This window comes from Gymnodinialimonas phycosphaerae (assembly GCF_019195455.1).
GTDB lineage: Bacteria > Pseudomonadota > Alphaproteobacteria > Rhodobacterales > Rhodobacteraceae > Gymnodinialimonas > Gymnodinialimonas phycosphaerae.
Genome location: NZ_JAIMBW010000001.1, coordinates 4,248,943 through 4,270,090, shown reverse-complemented (window position 1 = coordinate 4,270,090; position 21,148 = coordinate 4,248,943). Strand labels below are relative to the sequence as shown.

At 59.8% G+C, this 21,148-nt stretch carries 19 protein-coding genes and 1 tRNA gene; 18 read left to right on the top strand and 2 right to left on the bottom strand.

Annotated features, from left to right (window positions below; all coding sequences use genetic code 11):
• Nucleotides 1-3 precede the first annotated feature (3 nt).
• The 11 genes from KUL25_RS21465 (at nt 4) to KUL25_RS21415 (ending at nt 11,191) form a co-directional block, all read left to right on the top strand.
• Entirely contained in the window at nt 4-639 is a 636-nt protein-coding gene (locus KUL25_RS21465) for a hypothetical protein (RefSeq protein ID WP_257894753.1), read from the top strand.
• 11 nt (nt 640-650) lie between these two features.
• Nucleotides 651-2,333 (top strand): DEAD/DEAH box helicase, encoded by a 1,683-nt coding sequence (locus KUL25_RS21460; protein ID WP_257894752.1) that lies wholly within the window; start codon nt 651-653, stop codon nt 2,331-2,333.
• A gap of 196 nt (nt 2,334-2,529) precedes the next feature.
• Nucleotides 2,530-2,982: a DUF2924 domain-containing protein gene (locus KUL25_RS21455; RefSeq protein WP_257894751.1), complete on the top strand. Its 453-nt coding sequence runs from the start codon at nt 2,530-2,532 to the stop codon at nt 2,980-2,982.
• Nucleotides 2,979-4,286 (top strand): recombinase family protein, encoded by a 1,308-nt coding sequence (locus tag KUL25_RS21450; RefSeq protein ID WP_257894750.1) that lies wholly within the window; start codon nt 2,979-2,981, stop codon nt 4,284-4,286. The genes KUL25_RS21455 and KUL25_RS21450 overlap by 4 nt, the downstream gene beginning before the upstream one ends.
• Nucleotides 4,283-4,666 (top strand): hypothetical protein, encoded by a 384-nt coding sequence (locus KUL25_RS21445; RefSeq protein ID WP_257894749.1) that lies wholly within the window; start codon nt 4,283-4,285, stop codon nt 4,664-4,666. Before KUL25_RS21450 ends, KUL25_RS21445 begins: the two co-directional genes overlap by 4 nt.
• A 168-nt stretch (nt 4,667-4,834) precedes the next feature.
• Nucleotides 4,835-6,001 carry a DNA (cytosine-5-)-methyltransferase gene (gene dcm / locus KUL25_RS21440; protein ID WP_282563194.1) on the top strand — a complete coding sequence of 389 codons (1,167 nt, stop codon included), beginning with the start codon at nt 4,835-4,837 and terminating at the stop codon, nt 5,999-6,001.
• 13 nt (nt 6,002-6,014) lie between these two features.
• On the top strand, nt 6,015-6,452 hold the full coding sequence (locus tag KUL25_RS21435) for a very short patch repair endonuclease (protein WP_257894748.1): 438 nt from the start codon (nt 6,015-6,017) through the stop codon (nt 6,450-6,452).
• A gap of 48 nt (nt 6,453-6,500) precedes the next feature.
• Nucleotides 6,501-8,132, top strand: a complete 1,632-nt coding sequence (locus tag KUL25_RS21430) for an ATP-binding protein (RefSeq protein WP_257894747.1) — start codon at nt 6,501-6,503, stop codon at nt 8,130-8,132.
• Complete coding sequence (locus KUL25_RS21425; RefSeq protein WP_257894746.1) at nt 8,132-8,959, top strand: HNH endonuclease; 828 nt, start codon at nt 8,132-8,134, stop codon at nt 8,957-8,959. Before KUL25_RS21430 ends, KUL25_RS21425 begins: the two co-directional genes overlap by 1 nt.
• On the top strand, nt 8,952-10,763 hold the full coding sequence (locus KUL25_RS21420) for a DEAD/DEAH box helicase (RefSeq protein ID WP_257894745.1): 1,812 nt from the start codon (nt 8,952-8,954) through the stop codon (nt 10,761-10,763). The genes KUL25_RS21425 and KUL25_RS21420 overlap by 8 nt, the downstream gene beginning before the upstream one ends.
• Complete coding sequence (locus tag KUL25_RS21415) at nt 10,760-11,191, top strand: EcoRII N-terminal effector-binding domain-containing protein (protein ID WP_257894744.1); 432 nt, start codon at nt 10,760-10,762, stop codon at nt 11,189-11,191. The genes KUL25_RS21420 and KUL25_RS21415 overlap by 4 nt, the downstream gene beginning before the upstream one ends.
• 16 nt (nt 11,192-11,207) lie before the next feature.
• Here KUL25_RS21415 and KUL25_RS21410 read toward each other — a convergent pair whose 3' ends face one another.
• Complete coding sequence (locus tag KUL25_RS21410) at nt 11,208-13,322, bottom strand: AIPR family protein (protein ID WP_257894743.1); 2,115 nt, start codon at nt 13,320-13,322, stop codon at nt 11,208-11,210.
• A 650-nt stretch (nt 13,323-13,972) separates the two neighbouring features.
• A tRNA-Ser gene (locus tag KUL25_RS21405) sits at nt 13,973-14,062 on the bottom strand.
• A gap of 212 nt (nt 14,063-14,274) precedes the next feature.
• On the opposite strand from KUL25_RS21405, the gene KUL25_RS21400 reads away from it, so the two are divergent.
• The 7 genes from KUL25_RS21400 to KUL25_RS21370 all read left to right on the top strand — a co-directional run bounded on the left by KUL25_RS21400 (nt 14,275) and on the right by KUL25_RS21370 (nt 21,147).
• Nucleotides 14,275-15,162, top strand: a complete 888-nt coding sequence (locus KUL25_RS21400; protein ID WP_257894742.1) for an SPOR domain-containing protein — start codon at nt 14,275-14,277, stop codon at nt 15,160-15,162.
• Between the two features lie 119 nt (nt 15,163-15,281).
• Nucleotides 15,282-16,490 carry a D-alanyl-D-alanine carboxypeptidase family protein gene (locus KUL25_RS21395; RefSeq protein ID WP_257894741.1) on the top strand — a complete coding sequence of 403 codons (1,209 nt, stop codon included), beginning with the start codon at nt 15,282-15,284 and terminating at the stop codon, nt 16,488-16,490.
• Nucleotides 16,491-16,673: 183 nt separating this feature from the next.
• On the top strand, nt 16,674-17,297 hold the full coding sequence (gene tmk, locus KUL25_RS21390; protein WP_257894740.1) for a dTMP kinase: 624 nt from the start codon (nt 16,674-16,676) through the stop codon (nt 17,295-17,297).
• 211 nt (nt 17,298-17,508) lie between these two features.
• A complete protein-coding gene (locus KUL25_RS21385; protein ID WP_257894739.1) occupies nt 17,509-18,630 on the top strand; it encodes a DNA polymerase III subunit delta' in 1,122 nt (373 codons plus the stop codon).
• Nucleotides 18,631-18,637: 7 nt separating this feature from the next.
• Nucleotides 18,638-19,423: a TatD family hydrolase gene (locus KUL25_RS21380; RefSeq protein WP_257894738.1), complete on the top strand. Its 786-nt coding sequence runs from the start codon at nt 18,638-18,640 to the stop codon at nt 19,421-19,423.
• The gene (locus tag KUL25_RS21375) at nt 19,423-20,220 is read left to right on the top strand and encodes an MBL fold metallo-hydrolase (RefSeq protein WP_257894737.1); all 798 of its coding nucleotides are present in this window, start codon (nt 19,423-19,425) and stop codon (nt 20,218-20,220) included. Before KUL25_RS21380 ends, KUL25_RS21375 begins: the two co-directional genes overlap by 1 nt.
• Entirely contained in the window at nt 20,221-21,147 is a 927-nt protein-coding gene (locus tag KUL25_RS21370) for an AEC family transporter (RefSeq protein ID WP_257894736.1), read from the top strand. It begins immediately after the preceding gene.
• Nucleotide 21,148: the final 1 nt, after the last annotated feature.

Below are 21,148 nucleotides of genomic sequence, written 5' to 3'. Positions count from 1 at the left end.
GGCATGGCAAGCGATATGGATTTCAATGGCGCCGACAGCCAAGACGCCGCCTTTGACCTCATCCCGGCCAATACTCTGGTCAAGGTCACGATGATCATTCGCCCGGGTGGCGCTGGCCCTGAAGGCTGGTTGACACAAAGCCAGGCGAGCGCCGCGCAGTACCTCAACACCGAGGCCATTGTGATGGAGGGGCCATTCGCCCGCCGGAGGATTTACACGCGCATCGGTTTCCGTGGCAAAGGCGTGGATGCCAGTGGCGTCGACAAATACGCCAACCGGGGCCGCGCCCTCATCAGGGGTATCCTCGAGTCCGCCCGGGGCATCAAGGCCACTGACCAGTCCGAGGCCGCACGCGCGGCCCGTCTGATCCGCAGCTTGGGCGATCTTAACAGTCTCGATTTTGTCGCCAAGATCGGCATCGACAAAAATCGCGATGAGCCTGACGAACCCGGCCGCAATGTCATCAAGGCTGCTGTTGGGCCAGAGCATCGCCAATATGCTGAGATTATGGGCGGGCAGCCAGCACCGATCCAAACGCCTATGGGAGCGCCGCAGGGCTACAGCGGCGGCGTGGTGCAGGACCCTTATGCAGGGTCAAATACCGCCTCTGACGGCGGCGCACCGTTCTGGGCACGTTGAGGGAGGTACGCATGATCCCTCGTGATTATCAAAGGGCGGCGGTTGACGCCGCCCACGATAGAACAGCCGAACATGGCAACACGATGCTTGTGCTTCCGACCGGCGCAGGAAAGACGGCTATCGCAGGCTTTTTCGTCGGTGAAGAGGCAGAGCGCCAGCGCGATGCGAAGGTCCTTGTCCTCCAACACACGGATGAACTCATCGAACAAAACCGCACTGCGATTTCCCGCATCTCGGGTCTGCCGTCCTCCGTTGTCAAAGCCGAGCGCGATGACTGGGGCGGACAGCTAGTCTTCGGGAGCGTGCAGACGCTCGCGCGGGCCAACCGGCGCGACGGGATGCCGGCTGTCTCACATCTCATCATCGATGAATGCCACCGCGCCGCAGCGACCAGTTATCAGTCGGTCATCGAGCATGTCCGCAGCCTGAATCCGCAGGCGAAGCTGCTGGGTCTCTCCGCCACGCCCGGGCGTGGTGACGGGCGCAGCCTGCGCCGTACCTTCAGCAATGTCGGCTATCATCTTCGGATCGGCACGCTGATCGCCCGCGGGCTTCTGGTCCCGCCACGCACCTTTACCATCGATCTTGGCGTCGATGATGAACTGGCAGGTCTGGCCAGCACGGCCGGTGACTATGACATGCGCCAGGCTGATAAGGTCCTGAACCGGTCTGTCCTAAACGAAGCCGTGGTCGAGCATTGGAAAGACAAAGCGTCTGACCGACGTACAATCTTTTTCTGCGCCACAGTCGCACATGCCGAAGCCGTGGCAGAGGCCTTCATGGCTGAGGGGATTTCAGCTGCTGTCATCTCTGGTGACATGGCCAGTTCTGAGCGCAGCAATCTCATCGCGCAATTTGATCGCGGGGACATTCAGGTTCTCGCGAACTGCATGGTCCTGACAGAAGGTTTCGACAGCCAGCCCGTGGGCTGCATCGGCATACTGCGCCCCATGTTGCACAAGGGGACATTCATCCAGGCCGTCGGCCGCGGTCTCCGCCGTGTCGATCCTGAGCGCTATCCCGGCATCATCAAGACTGATTGTATTGTGCTGGATTTTGCCGGTGCTGCACTCCGCCACGGGTCCTTGGAACAGGACATCTCTCTCGACGAGGATGAAACGCCCGCAGGCGCACAGCCCTGGAAAACCTGTCCCTCTTGCGAGGCGGAACTGCCCCTTGGCGCTTCGATCTGCGATTTTTGTGGCCATGAATTTGCCCGTGCCATCAGCGAAGCACAGGTTCTGACTTCGTTCGAGATGACAGAAATTGCCCTGCTGGATAGATCGCCGTTTTCCTGGGTCGATCTGCACGGTGACGGTCAGGCCCTGATGGCCAGCGGCTTTGAAGGATGGGCGGGTGTCTTCCATGATGGAACGCTCTGGCATGCGCTTGGACGCCCTAAACACCGCTATATCCGTACCTTGGCTGTCGGCACCCGCATCCAAGCGCTCGCAGCAGCTGATGATTTCCTTCGGGGAACCGAAACCAGCAGTGCGGCCGCCAAGAGCAAGCGTTGGATCAACGATCCTGCCAGCCTGCGTCAGGTCGAACTTCTGCACAAAGCCGGGCTAACCGCCAGCGGCCTCGACTTCGGCCTCTCGAAATATGCCGCCAACTGCCACCTGAACTTCCGCTGGAACCAGGCGGCAATCAAAGCTGCGGTCCTGCAAGATATGCCTCGGAGCGCGGCATGAAACGCCCCAACCCACTGTCACCAGACATGATGTCGGCCGCCGAACGGCGCGCGGAACTCTGCCGCTTACTGGCAGTAGGGCTGGTCCGCCTCCGGCAGCAGAACATAGTGCAAATATCTGACGCAAATGGAGAAAGTTCGCTACACAACTCAGCCGACCAGAGCGTTCATGCAACTCCCACAAACAAGGAGATTGCATGACACAGCACGATCCCATCCCTGCCCGCTTGGTAGCGCTGAAGACCACGCCGACGCCCGACCTCAAGGCACAATGGCGCGAGTTGTTTGACACCGACCCACCGCCGTTCAACCGGCGCTACCTTGAGAGCCGCCTCGCCTACCGCATCCAGGAACTCGCCTATGGCGGGCTGAAGCCCGAGACGATCCGGCGACTTGAACGGCTCGGTGAGGAACTAGATGGCGGTGATCGCAAAAAAAGCCGCATCCGCGCCGACATGATGCCGATCACCGGCACGCGGCTGCTGCGCGAATGGCAGGGTGTGGAACATGTTGTGACAGTTACGATGGATGGGTTCGAATGGCAGGGGCGCCCCTATAAGTCGCTTTCGGCCATCGCGCGCGCCATCACCGGCACACGCTGGAACGGCTGGGTGTTCTTCGGCCTCAAGAGCCACAGGGGGCGGTCATGAACAAACCCGTTATTCGAAAACTCCGCTGCGCCGTGTACACGCGGAAATCCTCCGAGGAAGGGTTGGAGCAGGAGTTCAACTCACTCCATGCCCAGCGCGAAGCCTGCGAGTCCTACATCGCCAGCCAACGGTCCGAGGGCTGGGTGCTGGTCCGCGATCAGTATGACGATGGCGGCATCTCGGGTGGCACCTTGGAACGGCCGGGGCTGAAACGGCTGCTGGCCGACATCGAGGATGGGCTGGTTGATGTGGTGGTCGTCTACAAGATCGACCGCCTGTCCCGCTCGCTGATGGATTTCTCCAAGCTGGTCGAGGTGTTTGATCGGAACGGCGTGACCTTCGTCTCGGTCACCCAGTCGTTCAATACCACCACCTCCATGGGGCGGCTGACGCTGAACATCCTTCTGTCCTTTGCCCAGTTCGAACGCGAAGTGACGGCCGAGCGCATCCGAGACAAGGTGCGCGCCAGCCGGATGAAGGGCATGTGGATGGGGGGCTGCCCGCCGCTGGGCTACGAGGTCAAGGACCGGAAGCTGGTCGAGAACCCCGGCGATGCCGATCATGTCCGCTGGGTCTTTGCCCGCTTCATCGAGATCGGATCGGGCACAGAGCTGGCGCGCGAACTGGCCGAGCGGGGCGTCACGACCGCGCGCGGCCATCGCATCGACAAGAAGTTCATTTACCGGATGCTGAACAACCGGGTCTATATCGGCGAGGCGGTCCACAAGGGGACCAGCTATCCCGGCGAGCATGATGCCATCATCGACAAGGGTGTCTGGGACAAGGTCCACGCCATCCTGACCGAAAGCCCGCGCAAGCGCGCAGCGCGCACCCGTGCCGACACGCCCGCGCTGCTGAAAGGGTTGCTGTATGGCCCGGATGGCGCGGCCTTCTCTCCAACCCACACGCGCAAGGGCGGGCGGTTGTATCGCTACTATGTCAGCCAGACGGTGCTGAAGCACGGTGCAGGGTCATGCCCGGTCAGCCGCGTGCCTGCTGGCGAGATCGAAGCTGCCGTCATCAACCAGCTGCGCGCCGTGTTCCGCCAGCCCGAAATCGTCGCGGGCACATGGAAAGCGGCACGCGCACAGGACGGCGAGATCACCGAGGCCGATGCCCGTGACGCACTGACCCGCCTCGATCCGCTTTGGGATGAACTCTTCCCGGCAGAGCAGGCGCGCATCGCAGCACTCTTGGTCGAGCGCGTGGACATCGGCACGGATGGGCTGAATGTTCGCCTTCGCATGGACGGTCTGACCGGGCTGGCGCGCGAAATGATGGCTGATCTAGGTACGGCGGCATGACCCGCGCGAAGCCAGTGCCGGAAACGGTGACAGTGCACGTCCCGTTCCGCCTTGTTAAACGGGGTGGCCGCAAGGAGATGCAGCTGCCGGATGGGGCATCCAGCCACCGAAAGATGGACAACACGTTGGTCAAGGCGCTGGCGCGGGCGTTTCGCTGGAAGCGGATGCTCGAATCCGGCGAATTCACGACCATAGCCGAGCTCGCAGAACGCGAAGGCATTGCACCGACCTACATGACGCGCGTAATGCGGTTGACCCTGCTCTCGCCAGACTTTGTTCAGGTGATTCTCGACAGGACGCAGGGACCGGGTGTGACGCTGGCGCGGCTTCTGGAGCCATTTCCGATGGACTGGCGACAACAGCTGGAACACTTTGGCTAGCGAAACAATCTGGCGGCCACGATTGCGTTCGTGCCGCGCTGCATTTTTAAAAAGTGAGCGTTGCTGCATTTCAGCACAACTCCAAGTCAACCCGTGTGTTCACCGATCTCTGAAAGTCCGCCGCTAGAACGACTGACTTTCGAGACTGGCCGTGGCAGAATAGATTCTATGACCACACAGATGTTCACGCTTTATTCCGTGAATCTTGTTATTCCATCTAGATCGAAAGCTAGATATGGTACCATCAGAGAGGGTCAGCTCATGCACAAAACGCCGAGTAGTTTTAGTTTCATCGATCTGTTTGCCGGTATCGGAGGTTTGCGCGTTGGTTTCGAAGCTGCCGGAGGAACCTGTGTATTCACTAGCGAGTGGAACCGCTTCTCACAAGAAACCTACTCCGCAAATTTCGGCAACGAGCACGCGCTCACTGGTGACATCACGGAGATTCGGGAAGCGGAAATTCCTGCTCACGATGTCTTGCTTGCTGGCTTCCCATGCCAGCCTTTCAGCATCGCCGGGGTAAGTAAAAAGAACTCACTAGGCCGCGCTCATGGCTTTCTGGATGAGACCCAAGGAACGCTCTTTTTTGATGTCGTGAGAATCATTGCCCATCATCGCCCGCGCGCCTTCCTCTTGGAAAATGTCAAGAACCTGCTGTCTCACGACAAGGGTAACACCATGAGGGTCATCCTACATGCGCTTGACGAACTCGGCTACGAGGTGGATCACAAGGTGATAGACGCACGCTCATGGGTGCCACAACACCGTGAGCGCATCTTTATCTCGGGCTTCCGGCGCGATGTGCCTACGCGTTTCTGCCTCGACGATGTGGTGATCCCTCCAGGACCGAACCCGCGGCTTTCAGACATCCTTCACCCCGAAGACGGGTCCGAGATCGCCGAGCCTCCCTATACAGAAGGTCGGCTAGGACGGGTTGCGGACAAGTACACGCTGTCTGACAAGCTTTGGGCCTACCTCCAGAACTACGCCGCAAAACATAGAGCAGCCGGTAACGGCTTCGGCTTCGGCCTTTGTACTCCTGAAAGCGTCGCCCGGACACTCAGCGCAAGATACTACAAGGACGGATCCGAAATTCTGATCGCACAGCCAGGAAAGAATCCTCGGCGATTGACGCCACGCGAATGCGCACGCCTCATGGGCTTCGACCGCCCCGGCTCCAACCGTCCATGGGTCATCCCGGTTTCCGACGCACAGGCTTACCGTCAATTTGGCAATGCGGTTGCAGCACCGGTCGCGATTGCAATAGCTCAAGCCATGGCACCTTGGATCGAGAATACTGTCGCATTGAGGCCACGGAGAAACCAGAGTGCCTGAGAGACGATCACCGATGACGAGATCGGAAATGATGGCTGGGATTGGGCCAAAAAATACAAAGCCCGAGATGATTGTTCGCACGGGATTGCATGGTCTGGGGTTCAGATTCCGCCTCCACAGCCGCCATCTTGTGGGCAAGCCCGATCTCGTGTTGCCGAAATACGGGGCAGCAATTTTCATTAACGGTTGCTTCTGGCATGCCCACAAAGGTTGTTCCTATTTCAGGTTGCCGAAAACCCGGACTGAATTCTGGCGGGAGAAATTGGCAAAGAACGTCGAACGCGATCAGAAGACTACACAGGCGCTCATCGCGTCAGGGTGGCGAGTACTGACAGTTTGGGAATGTGCGACAAAGCGATTTTTCTCGGAGGATCTCTTGACTGAGATCGCCGAATGGCTGCGCGGTAAAGAATTCTCTGGCGAGCTGCCGAATAAAAGAGAGACTATTTGATTGAAAATTCCGGATTGCCGGAAGGACGCTACAGAGAGGAAGAGCGGGATGGATGATCTGATAAATGAACCGGATGCCCCGCGCCTAATATTCGGGCTGCGCGACACAGGTTACAATGTAAAGACCGCCGCTGCTGACATTATTGACAATTCAATTGCTGCCAAAGCCGACCACATCAATGTCGAGATTGTTCTTCACGAAGACGGAAGAAAACTGGTCTATTTTGGCGACAATGGTATCGGGATGGATGAAGAAACGATCCATCGCGCCATGCGATACGGCGCGCCTGTGCGCGAGAACCCTGAAAGCCTGGGGAAATTCGGCCTCGGGCTGAAGACGGCTTCAAGTTCGGTCTGCCTGAAATTCACTATTGTTTCGCGGGCGGCCACGGAGCAGCCCTTGGCAAAACTTGCGTGGGATCTCGACCATGTGAAGGCGCGCGGCAGGTGGGAAATGCTGCGCGAGCCGGTAACGACCGATGAAGAAGAAATGTTCGAAGAGCTCTGTGGAGAAACGGGAACCCTCGTAATCTGGGAAAAATGTGACCGGATCCTTTCCAAAGAGTACGAAGCTGGGGGGACAAAGGAACAAGCTGCAATCAAAAGGCTGTCTGACACCCTCAGCAAACACCTCTCTCTGGTCTACCACCGCTTTACCGACAAATCCGACAAGCGCGAGCGGGATATAGATATTTTCATCAACAGCTGCCCGGTCGTGCCATGGAATCCATTCTACCCCAAAAGGTCCGAGCAGGTTCTTCCAGAAAAGAAACAGACGCTATTGGTTGAGATGCCTGACGGATCGGAAGAACGTGCCACGATCCGCGCCTGGATCCTTCCCCACCGTCGCGACATGACGAAGGATGAGGAACGTGAATACGCCCGTATCTCGAACCGGGCTCAAGGCTTCTACGTATTCCGCGAGGGGCGATTAATCCAAGACGGCGGCTGGATGGATGTCTTCGGCGCGCCCGAACCTCACACTTCCCTTTTGCGGATCGAATTCGATTTCGGGCATGAGCTCGACGACGCTTTCAGAATTGATGTGAAAAAGTCCCGTATTCTTTTCCACCCTGATCTCGAGGACGGGCTCCAAACGCTTCTCCAGCCGATATACCGCGAGGCAGGGAACCGTTATCGGCGGCAGAGTCGAGCGCAGGCCAATGCGAAAAACAAGGTGGATCACGGTAGTTCCAATAAGAACATCGCGGCGACGACGAATGCAGCGAAGGCACTGGTGACGTCGGTGGACCCAGAAGGCCAATCTGCTGAGATATCCAACAACATGGGTCCGAAGATCCGGATCAAGTCACCGATCCAGAACAATGTAAGCCCCGATTACGTGCATGTTGAAGCCGTTGAATCGATCAATAGCGGGGAACTCTGGCAGCCAGCTTTCCGGAGCACCGGCAACGACGGGCATGTGCCCTCCGTTCTTCTGAACAAGCATCACGACTTCTACCAGAAAATCTATCAACGTGCCGCTGCCAACGGCTATGCAGTGGAAGGCATTGACCTTTTGCTTTGGGCATTCGCAGCGGCCGAACAGAACAATACAAATGATGAACTTGAGCCCATTTTCGAGGATATCCGCACAGAAATATCAAACAATCTCCGCAAGCTTTTGCGGAACCTGCCGGATCCTGAGCCAAGCGAACTGGCAGAAGATGATGGCGACTGATGCTGGCAGCGAAGCAGGAACTAATTGTCCGCGAACTTGAGGAAGGCACAGGCGCTGTAATAGCGGTAGCCATAGACAATGGCGGGCTGCGATCTGGTATGAAAATATGGTTCGCTGACCTTGACCAGCAGCACGGTCCCGTTGCCGAAATTAGACCCCGCGGCCTCAAAGCGCACCACGTCAATCTGACATTCGGAAATTTCTCTGGGCCCATTATCCGCCAGATTCGTCAGGCATCGGCCGAGGATCGACAGCTGGCTATGGCGCTTGTAGCATCCATTGACCAAGCTGCGGCACTTTCTTTGGGAGAGCAGGCGCTTGAAGATTGGACTGTCACCGATGGCTCCTTCCGTATGGATGCTACCATACGGCACGACGTTCGACCCGACACAGATGAAGCGGTCTCACTTACCTGCCGTGAAGTCATCGTACCCATGATGGCGGCGATGGCCGAACTCATCGGGTACGACATGGTCGAGGACGACGCGGTTGACGATGAGCCGGCTTTCGAGGGGGCAATAAAGCCTTCCGTCATCAATCGCCGTGAGCGCAACCCTCGCAACCGGCTTCTCTGCATTCGCTTGCACGGCGAGAGTTGCGCGGCTTGTGGACTCGAGCCCCGTCTGCGCTATGGCGAAATCGCTGGCGGCATAATCGAAGTGCATCACCTGGAGCCATTGGCAAATGTCGCGGCTCCCAGACCCTACGACCCCGCAACCGACCTCCTGCCTCTATGTCCCTCCTGCCATCGGGCGGCCCACACGCGGCGACCGGTACCTTGGGATATCGAAGACATCAGGTGCATGTTGGAGGAACACGGTGGTTGACTACACGAAACTCCCCGAGTCGTTTGCAAGTCTGAAAGAGGCTCCTCCTGGTGGTCATTCTATTTCGGAAAGACTTCTGGAACCGATCGTCCGCCTCGAGCGTGAGGAGAACCGAATCGTCGCGCGGTTGGGCGGCGTTAGGATAGTACGGGGCGAGCGGCATGAGTTCATGGCCCCTACCAACCGCCATAGCTGGGTGGTCGATGGTACGATACTTCGGCCCCTCCCACGCGATGCAACGCAATTGCTCGTGCAAAAAATCGGCGATGTCGATCCCACTGATATTCCATTCAGCACTGCAATCCGACTCATGAGGTCCGATGAGGACGGCATCGCTACCGAGCCGTCGGAAGCGATTATGAAACCGGGCAAGGAGGCTGCAGATTTAAAAAGCGATACGATCGGTATCGCGGGCTTGGAGGCGAAGCTATTTCCCTATCAGGCGAGGGGCGTTCAATGGATGTGGGAAACGGTCTCCCGAACTGGCGGACTGATTCTCGCCGATGAGATGGGCCTCGGTAAGACACTCCAAATCATCGCGCTGCTCATGATCGATCGGCCCGGGACCCAGGCACCGGCACTGATTGTCTGTCCCACCAGCCTCATTGCCAACTGGGTACGCGAGATTGCCAGGTTCGCGCCGACATTGGGTGTAGCTGTTCATAGAGGAGCGCACAGGACTGGGGTGGTTTCAGGGCTGCAAGGGTCCCAAGTGCTGATCACAACCTACGATACTATGGTAAATGATATTGCCATTTTTTCGAGCCTTGAATGGTCTTGGGTGATTTGCGATGAGGCCCAAGCAATCAAGAACCCACACTCGAACCGTCGCCAAGCAATCGCAACCATCCCCCGGAAACGGGCCATTCCTATGACCGGGACACCCGTCGAAAATAGCTTGGTCGACCTTTGGTCTTTGACGGATTTCGCCATTCCAGGGCTTTTGGGCAGCCTATCGGAGTTCGAGAGCAGTTTTCCCGATAGTCTCGACTCAGGTCAACGGTTGCAGCGTCTCACCGACCCAATCGTCCTAAAACGCCGGGTGGCGGATGTCGCCAGCGATCTGCCGGAAAGGATTGACGTGGATGTTCCGCTCGAACTCGACGACCGGCTGATCGACCACTATCGCGATGTACGTGACGCCACTATGGAGAGGTATCCCGTCGCGGGCGCCCTTGTTGCTACTCTACAGTTGCAGCTCGTTTGCGCTCATCCGTGGTTGCGCAACTCGGCGGAAACCGAAGAGGATGCGGCCATTGTCTCAGCCGCAGACATGCCTCTTATGACACCCAAGATGGAGCGAGCAGTCGCCCTTCTTCGTGAGGCGTTTGCCAATGGTCGAAAGGTCATTGTTTTCTCTCTTTTCAATCGGATCGGTGACCTCCTTAAGCAAGCGTGTTCCCATATGCCCGATACCCATTGGGGGGCCATAAACGGTTCAACCCCTCAGGAGGACAGGCAAACCATCATCGATTTATTCGCAGCTCACGAAGGATCGGCCTGCTTGGTCCTCAACCCAAAAGCGGCGGGGGCAGGTTTAAACATTACTGCAGCAACCGTTGTGATCCATTTCACCCCGGTGTGGAATCCCGCGCTTGAAGCCCAAGCGAGTGCACGGGCACACCGAAGAGGGCAGACCGAACCGGTCACTGTCTATCGGCTCTTCTATTTGGATACCGTGGAGGAAGTTATGATCGATCGGTCCGCCTGGAAAAACGACCTTGCGAACGAGACCGTGCCAGTCTCGACCCGTGACGCCGATGATCTCAAACGTGCCCTCGAAATTATGCCGGTGAAGTCATGAGCAGTGAAAAATTCAGAAAGCGACTGAGTGCCAATGATGTCGGAACGACCGGTGGACACCAAGGCGGCGTCTTGATCCCCAAAGGCGAGAAGGAACTTCTCGCAATGCTGCCGGCTCTTGATCAGGACGTAAAGAACCCTGACGCATGGATCGAGTGCATCGACGAAACCGGACACACTTTGAAATTCCGTTTCGTCTACTACAACAACCGCCTTCACGATCCGGGCGGCACCAGAAATGAGTACCGGATTACACACATGACGAGCTGGTTTCGGGACGTTGGCGCTAGGGAAGGTGACGAGTTCGAAATATCACGGGCTAGCTTCGGCAACCGGTATTCGATCGGGATCAGACCGAAAGACGCTGAAGAGCCTGAACCTGATCAAGGCGTTCGAATCCGTTTGACGGCCTGGCGGCGGGTCCATTGAAGGTGGCAGTCCTATCTTAGTGCTGTCGTGACAAGGAGGATATCCGGACCCTTGGAGATTCGTCCTCGTCCGCGTAGCCTTCCTCTCGGGCCCGCTCAAGAAGATCGAGTGCGATGACCGATTGTTTTTCCGACGGCAGCTTGGACGGGAAGAGGCTGCAAACCTTTAGTATGCCATCCTCCTTTGGACTGAATATCCTCTTGCCTCCGCCCCATTCCCTAAGCTGGTTCCAGAATTCACCTCCGGCCTCAATCACCGAAGTCTGGGCTTCGATGCCAGAAATTACTGCTTCTTCGCGACGGCCATCTCTCTGAACAGCGCGCGCCTGCTCTGGCTCGACGAGACAGTTCATAAACTCAGGCCCATAGTCGATATCAGCCCGCTGCAAGGTCGCCCAACACGCCTGTTTCTTTCCCCATTCCGTTATATTGTTCACGCCCGCTTCGGGGTGGGTGATTACTTCCACTGCCGCTTCGGCCGCGATCAATAATGCGTCACCTAGATCCCGCGATACCGATTGGCGCCGCCATACGGCATCAAGATCAATAACCTGGTCCCTTTCATCCGCGTCCGAGACCAATTTAGCGATAGAATAGGTAACAATGTTCGCGCGATATCCACCGGGATACCACGACTGTTTCGGAATTGTCTTTTCGAGATGCCGGAAGATTATCAGTTTAGAGACTAGGCGCCGATACCATGTCTCATCGAACTTCTTGTCACTCCGGTTCCATTCCGCCCCGATCATCTGGGCAAACTCGCCGAAGTTTTTCTGCGCGCCCTTGCTGACCGTATCAGGCCGCATGCGGAAACTCATCTCGACCTTCGCAAGGTCGGTTTTGACGAAGTATTGCGGTTTCGGGTTTTCAAGATCAAAACGCCGACGTTCAGCTTGGGATTTCTTGGCGCGTTCGACAAGGTACTGACCCCTTGCGCGCTCGTAGAACCATTTTGTCTCCCGGTTTGTACCTTCGGCGGCCGGAGCCAAAACTCGTCTCGAGTATTCTTCCATCCTCATATGGAACGGGTGGTTCGAGAAGAAATCCGCCGCGCTGACCTTGTTCTGACTGTTGGCGTATTTCGAGATGAACGGGACGACCTCTTCGGAAGCATCCGACGGAACAACTGTCAACTTCATTTGCACGTGGACCTGTTCGAGCGTTTCTGGCGAGATTTTCCGAGCCGCGTGGAGAGAAGCTGTGGTTTGACCACCATTTACTACCTGCAGGTTTGTCGCGGACACGATCCTGAGACCGTTCGATGTCTTCTCTACCTCGACACTGTCGGCCGTTGCCGACAGCCCGTTGTTATAGCTGAAGAACATTGCCGGTTCATCCTTGATGGTGTCCCGAATACCCCGGTTCACAGCGCCGCGCGCCTGAAGGAAGCTCCGAACGTTCGACTCCAAAAGCCGCGCCCCCCATTTGTCATAAATTTCAGCCAATTGATGGCCGCTGATCACAACAAGATAACTGTCGAGGTGTTCGCCGCTGCTCGAAGCAGCCAGTGCCGGGATGCTTGCGCCGAAATCTTCCCGAAAATTGACGATGATCTTTTCCCGAGCGTGTCCCGACGTCTCGTAACGATGGAAGCGTGTAAGATCCCAGATGTTGTAGGTGACTGGAATGCCATCAATCTTGCCCGCAAGAACCGCGTCTGTCCTGGCACTATAGGTCGCGTTGGTCATGAGAATGAGTTTGATCTTCGTAATAGATGACCACGCCGATGTAATAATCGAGGCGGCACCTGCTTCAGCACTCCCTTCGATCAGGTCCTCCCGGAAGGCTGCTCGACGCGCGGCAGCGACAAAGTTGATAAGGTGGCCGAAGGCCTTCTTGGCATCGCTTGCATTGATCTTCTCCGCCGCGTCTCCATCATGAAAATCGCTGACGATGACGCTAAGGATACCCTCGGACTCACGGGGGTCTCCGCCAATCCCGTCGAGCCTTACGGTCTTGCCCTGACTGCTGGCGAGAAACGTAACTCGGTCAGCGGTCGCAATTTCACCTTCTGCTTCCAGGAGGGCCGCCATCCGCTCGAAAAAGGCGTCAGCCTGTGAAATGCCACTTGCTGATGCTTCTGCGGCGACTTCCTCAATCAATGAATTATTGAATTCGACCAGTTCATCCAATTCGTTTCATCTCCCAATAACCGTCGAAGTTCGGCGCACCGGTTTCATTGCACACCGGAGACAAGCGCCTGTATGCAGGTTCCTGCATTCCCACTAAAATATCGTCGGCTTCAATATAGGGAAGGTCAAGCGTCGGATCCAACATCTACCAAGAAGGTGACCACCTCCCGAAGTCGCCTTGGCATCACAAAATTGCTTTGGACCATCCCATGGATAGAGCTTGCCAGAGTTCAGTTTTGTTTCCAAGAAACCTGAATGCAAGCGGCTGGAGAAACTGAACAAAAAGGTAGGTGGGGCGCTGTCGTCCTCCCTCCTTTGCGGATCTTGCGAGCGACCTGACCACAACGTCGAATTCTGCTCTTATTTTGACATCGTCACAACTGGCGAGGTTCGAACCGGGTCGCTTTAATGCGGTAGAGACCGAAGTCGAAGTGCTTAGCCGCACTTTAGGTAAACCATTTTGTATCAGAGACTTATAACCTGAACACCAAATCAGCGGAGTCATGAGGTCCGGAGAATACCGGCCCGGAGAGACCGCTTCTGACCATTCCTCCCCACCGGCCAGTGCTCAGCCCCTCCCGCATAACCCTCGAAAACAACGGAAAAATCCGGCCGCAGCCGGATCGGGAGAAACGTTTCTCAAGGGCAAGTGGCGGAGGAGGTGGGATTCGAACCCACGGTACGCTTTCACGCACGCCGGTTTTCAAGACCGGTGCATTCGACCACTCTGCCACTCCTCCGGGCGGGTCTGGACACCGCGATACTGTGGCAAGTGTGATTCTGAAACCCACTCTGCGCAGCGTTCTGCACAAGGCGGCTTTTCAGATGCGAATCGGTGATGTAACGTAACGGTAATACAGGCGCGGTCCATGCAACCGGATCGCACTCCGGCAACGTCCGGGATCGCAATAAAAACACCTGCGCGCATGACGCGTGGGGACAGAGTGCAGAGATGAGCAGTATGACCCCAATCCGCCAAACGTCCCGAATCCGCGCGTTAACCTTCGCGCTTGTTCCAGTCATCGCCCTTGCGGGCTGCGTCGAAGAAGGCGGAGGCGGGCTCTTCAGTTCCCGCAATGCCGATGCCGACGGTCCGGCCCCCATTGGCGCCACGCGCCTTGTGGAGCGCGACGTCGAAGCGCCCGAGATCTTCGAGGCCACGACCGAGGGCCTCTGGGACGGTCGCCCGTCCCTTGGCGGTGTCTGGGTCGCGCACCCCGATGTCACGGACCCCGAGCGGGTGATCATCCGCAACGACGAAAACGGCCGCTTCGTGATCGGCGCCCTGTTCCGGCGCGAGCGTGACAACCCCGGCCCCGACCTTCAGATCTCCTCGGATGCCGCCGCCGCGATTGGTGTGCTGGCAGGCGACCCCACGATGCTGAACGTCACGGCGCTGCGCCGCGAAGAAGTGGCCGCGACGGCGGATGCCGCCCCCGACAGCTTCGCGCCCGGCGCGGATATCGCTGCCTCTGCGGCGGCGGACACCATCACCTCGACACCGCTGGAGGGAGCCGACAGCACCATCGCAACTGCCGCCGCCGCTATTGATGCCGCAAGCCCTGCCGCGCAACCTGCGGTCGCACGCACCCCTGCGGCCAACGCGCCCGAGCAGGCCTATATCCAGATCGGCATCTTCTCCGTGCAAGAGAATGCGACCAACACCGGGCAAGCGCTGCGCAGCGTGGGCCTTGAGCCGACGATCTACGACCAGACCACCAATGGCCGACAGTTCTGGCGTGTCGTCGTGGGCCCCGCCGACAGCGCGGAAACCCGCGAAGCGATCCTGGCCAACGTCCGTGACCTTGGCTTTGACGACGCCTTTTTCGTTAGACGTTGACCCGTCCCGCGAAAAGCCTGCGTAAGCAGATTTTCGCGAGGCGCGGTATGGCACCTTGATGTTGCGCAGGTTTCGCCTTTAGCTGGACCCCTGTTGCACTTGAAACGCTTGAGGGGCCCATGCACATCGCATCTTTGACAAAACCCGCCGCGACCTTCCTCGCGGCGGTTTTCGTTTGTCTCTCTGCCCTTGTCGCCCCCGCGGTGGTTCAGGCGCAAGGGTACGAGACCCAGGCCCGCGCGGCCTATGTTTATGACCACGCCTCGGGCCAGGTGCTGCTGGCGTTGAACGCCGATGAGGCGCTGCCGCCCGCGTCGATGTCCAAATTGATGACGCTTCTGATGGCGTTTGAGGCGCTCCGCGATGGCCGCCTGTCGCTGGACACCCGCGTGCCGGTGTCCGAGCATGCCATGAGCTTTGGCGGCTCGACCATGTTCCTCAACACGCAGGACCGCCCCACGATCGAGGATCTGATCCGCGGGATCGTGATCGTGTCGGGCAATGACGCCTCTGTGGCCTTGGGTGAAGCGCTGTCGCCCGACGGCACCGAAGAGGGCTTCGCCACGATGATGACCCAACGGGCGCAGCAGTTGGGGATGATGAATTCCACCTTCAGGAATGCCTCGGGGTGGCCCGCCGAGGGCCACCGCATGTCGATGCGCGACCTGGGTATTCTGACCGTGCGACTTATCGAGGAGTTTCCCGAGTATTACGCCTACTTTCAGGAAACCGAATTCGATTATGAAAACCGCAGCCCCGCCAACCGCTTCAACCGCAACCCGCTTCTGGGCCTTGGCGTCGGCGCAGATGGCTTGAAGACAGGCCACACGCAAGAGGCCGGGTATGGGTTGGCCGGGTCGGCCATGCAGGGGGACCGGCGCGTAAGCTTTGTGATCACCGGCCTCAGCTCGGCCGAGGCCCGCGCGGCAGAAGCCGAGCGGATCGTGACATGGGCGTTCCGTCAATTCGTCATGCGCGACGTGGTAGAGCCGGGCGTGGAACTTGCCCGCGCGCCGGTATTCCTGGGCAGCCAGCCAACCGTGGGCCTCGCGCCTTCAGAAGGGATCGAGATGTTGCTTCCCGCGCTTCTGGATCCTGAGATCGAGGCGACATTGACCTACACCAGCCCCCTGCCCGCCCCGATCAGCGCCGGCGATGTCGTGGGCGAACTGCACGTCGTGCAAGGCGTGCATGGGTTCGAGGCCCGCGTCCCCGTCGTGGTGATGGAGGACGTCCCGCGCGGCGGCCCCATGGTGCGCATCGGCGCGGCCTGGTCCAACGTGATGGGGCTGATGTCCCGCAGGGGCGACGAAGCGCCCGCCTCCTGACGCGATCACCCAGCCCTGATCCCAGACACTCCCGTGCTGGCCCCGCGCCCTGCGGGCGCTTGCCTGCGCTTTGGGCGCTCCCCCTCTGACGTGGGACATGAGCGGCATCAGCGTCGCTTGCCCTCTCCCGTGCAGCGTGCAAAACCTACGTCACACACAGCAAGCCGAAGGCACAGAACCCGGATGCCCCCTCTTTTCATCAGCCTCGAAGGCATCGACGGCTCTGGCAAATCCACCCAAACGCAGGCGTTGGTTGAATGGTTGCGCGCCCAGGGCCGTGATCCTTTGCGCACGCGAGAGCCCGGCGGCTCGGACGGTGCCGAGGAAATCCGCCGCTTGCTGGTTGAGGGCAACCCGGACCGCTGGAGCGCCGAGACCGAGATCTTGCTGTTCACCGCCGCCCGTCGCGATCATCTGGAGCGTACAATCCGCCCCGCCCTGGCCGCCGGACGGGATGTTGTGACCGACCGCTTCGCCGACAGCACCCGCGTCTATCAAGGTGCCACACGTGGAGAGTTGCGTGGCTTGGTCGACCGCATCCACGCCGAGGCGATCGGGGTGGAACCAGACCTAACCCTGATCCTCGACATGGACCCGGAACTGGCCCTGTCGCGGGGCCTTGCCCGTGATAGCGGCGAGGACCGGTTCGAGGACTTCGGCCTGGCCTTCCAACAAAAGCTCCGCGCCGGGTTCCAGGCCCTGGCAGAAGAGGCACCAGGCCGCTGCCACCTCGTCGATGCCTCCGCCGAACCCGACAGCGTCGCCCGGGCTCTGGCCCAGATCGTCGCCTCCCACCTCACGCAATAGCCTTCCCGCTTTCGGCAACTCTCGCTCTCTTCATCTTGCCCCATGCAACTCAACGCCATTGCCCGGAAGGCGGCCAAGCCGCCGAAAGCAGGGCGTCCCACGCTCTCCGCACGCGTCACGGATTGAAGGCGGGCGCGACACCTCCCTCCCAAAATTGATATACCATTGATCTACCCTGCACCCCGCCCGCGCCCCATGCTACACCTGCCCCATGGCCGATGATGCGCTTCCCGAATCCGACCGCCTCGACGGCGCGCCGCACCCCCGCGACGCCGCCCGTCTCTTCGGCCATGCGGCCCCCGAGGCAGAGTTCCTGAGCGCCGCCACCTCGGGCCGCCTGCCCCACGGCTGGCTGCTGACCGGCCCCAAAGGCATCGGCAAAGCCACCTTCGCCTGGCGCGCGGCGCGGTTCCTTCTGGCCACCCCCCCGCCCGAGGATGACGGCATGTTCGGCGCGCCACCGCCGCCCGAAACCCTTGATATTGCAGCGGATCACCCTGTCGCCCGCCGCATGGCCGCGCTCAGCGAGCCCGGCCTGTTCCTTCTGCGCCGTCCCTGGGACCATGACGCCAAGCGGCTCAAGACCCAACTGACCGTGGACGAAGTGCGGGGCTTGAAAGGTTTTTTCCAGATGTCAGCGGGGGATCACCGCCGCGTGGTGATCGTGGACAGCGCGGATGAAATGAACCCCTCCGCCGCCAATGCGCTGCTCAAAGAGCTGGAAGAGCCGCCCGAGGGCGCGGTCCTGTTCCTGATCTCTCACCGCCCCTCGGGGTTGCTTCCCACGATCCGGTCGCGCTGCCGCACGTTGCGGTTCAACCCGCTCGGGGACGCCGATCTGGCCAGCGCCCTGCTACAAGCGGGTGCCGAGCCGCCCGAGGGCGTGGCGCTGGCCACGCTGGCCCAAGGCTCTGTCGGGGACGCGATCCTGCTGGCCGAACAGGGTGGGCCACAGCTTTACGCGGATATCGCCAAGCTACTGGGAACACTTCCCAATATGGACCGCCAGCTGGCGCTGCGCCTGGCGGAAGGCACTGCGGGCAAGGCCAATGAAGCGCGTTTCACGCTGACCCTCTCGCTGCTCGAAACCGCGCTGGCCCGTGCCGCGCGCGTCGGTGCCACCGGTCACTTGCCGGTCGAGATCGCCGGCAATGAAGCCGCCATGCTCACCCGCCTCGCGCCCACTGCGCACCACGCCCGCGAATGGGCCTCCCTCGCGCAGTTCCTGACTGCCCGCGCCCGGCGCGGCAAGGCCGTCAACCTTGACCCTGCGAGCCTTGTGTTTGATATCTTCCTCGACCTGGACCGGATGGCGGCCCGGCTGGCCGCATGAGACCCGAATGACACCTCCACAGATCGTCGACAGCCACTGCCACCTCGATTTCGACAGCCTCGCGGATGAGCTGCCCGATGTCGTCGCGCGCGCCGTGGACGCGGGCGTCACCCGAATGGTGACGATCTGCACACGCCTGAAGAACGCCCCCCAGGTTCAGACAATCGCGGAGGCCCATGCGCCCGTCTTCTGGGCCGGGGGCACCCACCCGATGTCCGCCGCCGAAGAGCCGATGGCGACCCTCAACCAGTTGGAAACGCTGGCGCAGCACCCCAAATTCGTCGGCATCGGAGAGACCGGGCTGGACTATCACTACACCTCTGACAGCGCGCAGATCCAACAAGACAGCCTGCGCCTGCATATCGAGGCCGCGCGCCGGACGAACCTGCCGCTTATCATTCATTCCCGTGACGCCGATGACGACATGGCCCGCATCTTGACAGAAGAGCATGCCAACGGTGCCTACACCTGCGTCATGCATTGCTTCAGCTCGTCCGCCGCGCTGGCCAGAACCGCCCTCGACCTTGGCTTCTACCTGTCGATGTCCGGCATCACCGCCTTCCCCAAGTCGCAAGCCCTGCGCGATATCTTCGCGCAAGCCCCGCTGGACCGCATTCTGGTGGAAACCGACAGCCCCTACCTTGCCCCCCCACCCCATCGCGGCAAACGCAATGAGCCCGCCTTCACGGCCCATACCGCCGCCAAGGCCGCCGAGACCTTTGGCCTCAGCTATGAAGAGTTTGCCGCGCAAACCACGGCCAATTTCGACCGTCTGTTCTGGAAGGCTGCCTGATGGCCGAGCTGCGCTTCACCATCCTTGGCTGCGGGTCGTCGGGCGGTGTCCCGCGTCTGGGCGGGCATTGGGGGGACTGCGACCCGACAAACCCGCGCAACGCGCGGCGGCGCTGTTCGTTGCTGGTTGAAAGGCAGGATGAAAACGGCACGACGACGGTGCTGATCGATACCTCCCCCGACCTGCGCGCGCAGCTTCTGGATGCGGGCATTGGGCGGCTGGATGCGGTGCTTTACACCCATGCCCACGCCGATCATGTCCACGGCCTCGATGACCTGCGGATGATCGTCTTCAACATGCGCGCACGCCTGCCCGTCTATGCCGACGGGCCGACCACGAACGATCTGCTCAACCGCTTCGGATATGCCTTCGTGCAGCCGCCCGGATCGGCCTATCCGCCGATCCTCGACATCAACGGGATTGACGGCGACGTGACCATCGAGGGCGCGGGAGGGGCGATCACTTTCACGCCCTTCGAAGTGACCCACGGCAACATCGACGCACTCGGTTTCCGCATCGCAGACGTCGCCTATTTGCCCGATGTCTCTGGCATCTCCGAGGCTGTCTGGCCCATTCTCGAAGGCCTCGACACCTGGATCCTTGACGCGTTGCGCCGCACCCCGCACCCAAGCCATAGCCATCTGGAGAACTCTCTGGCGTGGATCGCACGGGCCAAGCCGCGCCGGGCAGTGCTGACCAACATGCATATCGATCTGGATTATCAGACGGTTGCCGACGAGACGCCAGCGCATGTCACCCCGGCTCACGACGGCCTGACCCTGACCTACAGCATCTAGATGGGCGATCTACTTACCGTTGTCCTGCCAGTCTTCCTTGTTGTCGGCGCGGGCTACGTCGCGGTCTGGCGCGGCCTTTTCGCCGACAGCGCTGTGGATGGCCTTATGGTCTTCACCCAGAAGTTCGCGATCCCCTGCCTGCTGTTCACGGCGATTGCGACGCTCGACCTCGGTGCCGAATTCGATCTGACGCTGCTGGCCGCCTATTATGGCGGCGCGGGGGCGTGCTTTGTGCTTGGCATCTTCGGCGCTCGGCTGTTGTTTGACCGCCCGTGGCCCGACTGCGTTGCCATGGGTTTTGCCGTCATGTTCGCCAACACCGTCCTTCTGGGCCTGCCGGTGATGGAGCGTGCTTTCGGCCCCGCTTCGCTGGCGCCCAACTATACGATCATCGCCTTCAACGCGGGATTCTGCTTCCTGATCGGCATTACCACGATGGAAATCGTGCGGGCCGAGACGAGGGGCCTTGCGTTGGCAAAAACGGTAGCCGACGCGATTTTTCGCAACTCCCTGATGATCGGGATCATGGCGGGCTTTGCGATAAACCTCTCGGGGCTGAGCATCCCGGCAGTGGCTCAGGATGCGCTGGATCTGATGATCCGCGCCGCACTGCCCGCAGCTCTTTTTGGTCTGGGGGGCGTGCTCTATCGCTACAAACCCGAAGGCGACGCCGGCGCGATCGCGATGCTTTGCGTGCTGGCGCTGGTGATCCACCCCGCGATTACCTGGACCATCGGCACGCTTGGCGGGCTGAGCACCGGGCAGATGCGCAGCGCTGTCCTGACGGCCTCCATGGCGCCGGGGGTAAATGCCTATATCTTTGCGAACATGTACGGCGTTGCGCGACGTGTCGTTGCCTCCACAGTGCTGATTGGCACCGCGTTGACCGTGGTCAGCGCCTCCGTATGGTTGCTGATCCTGCCGTAGT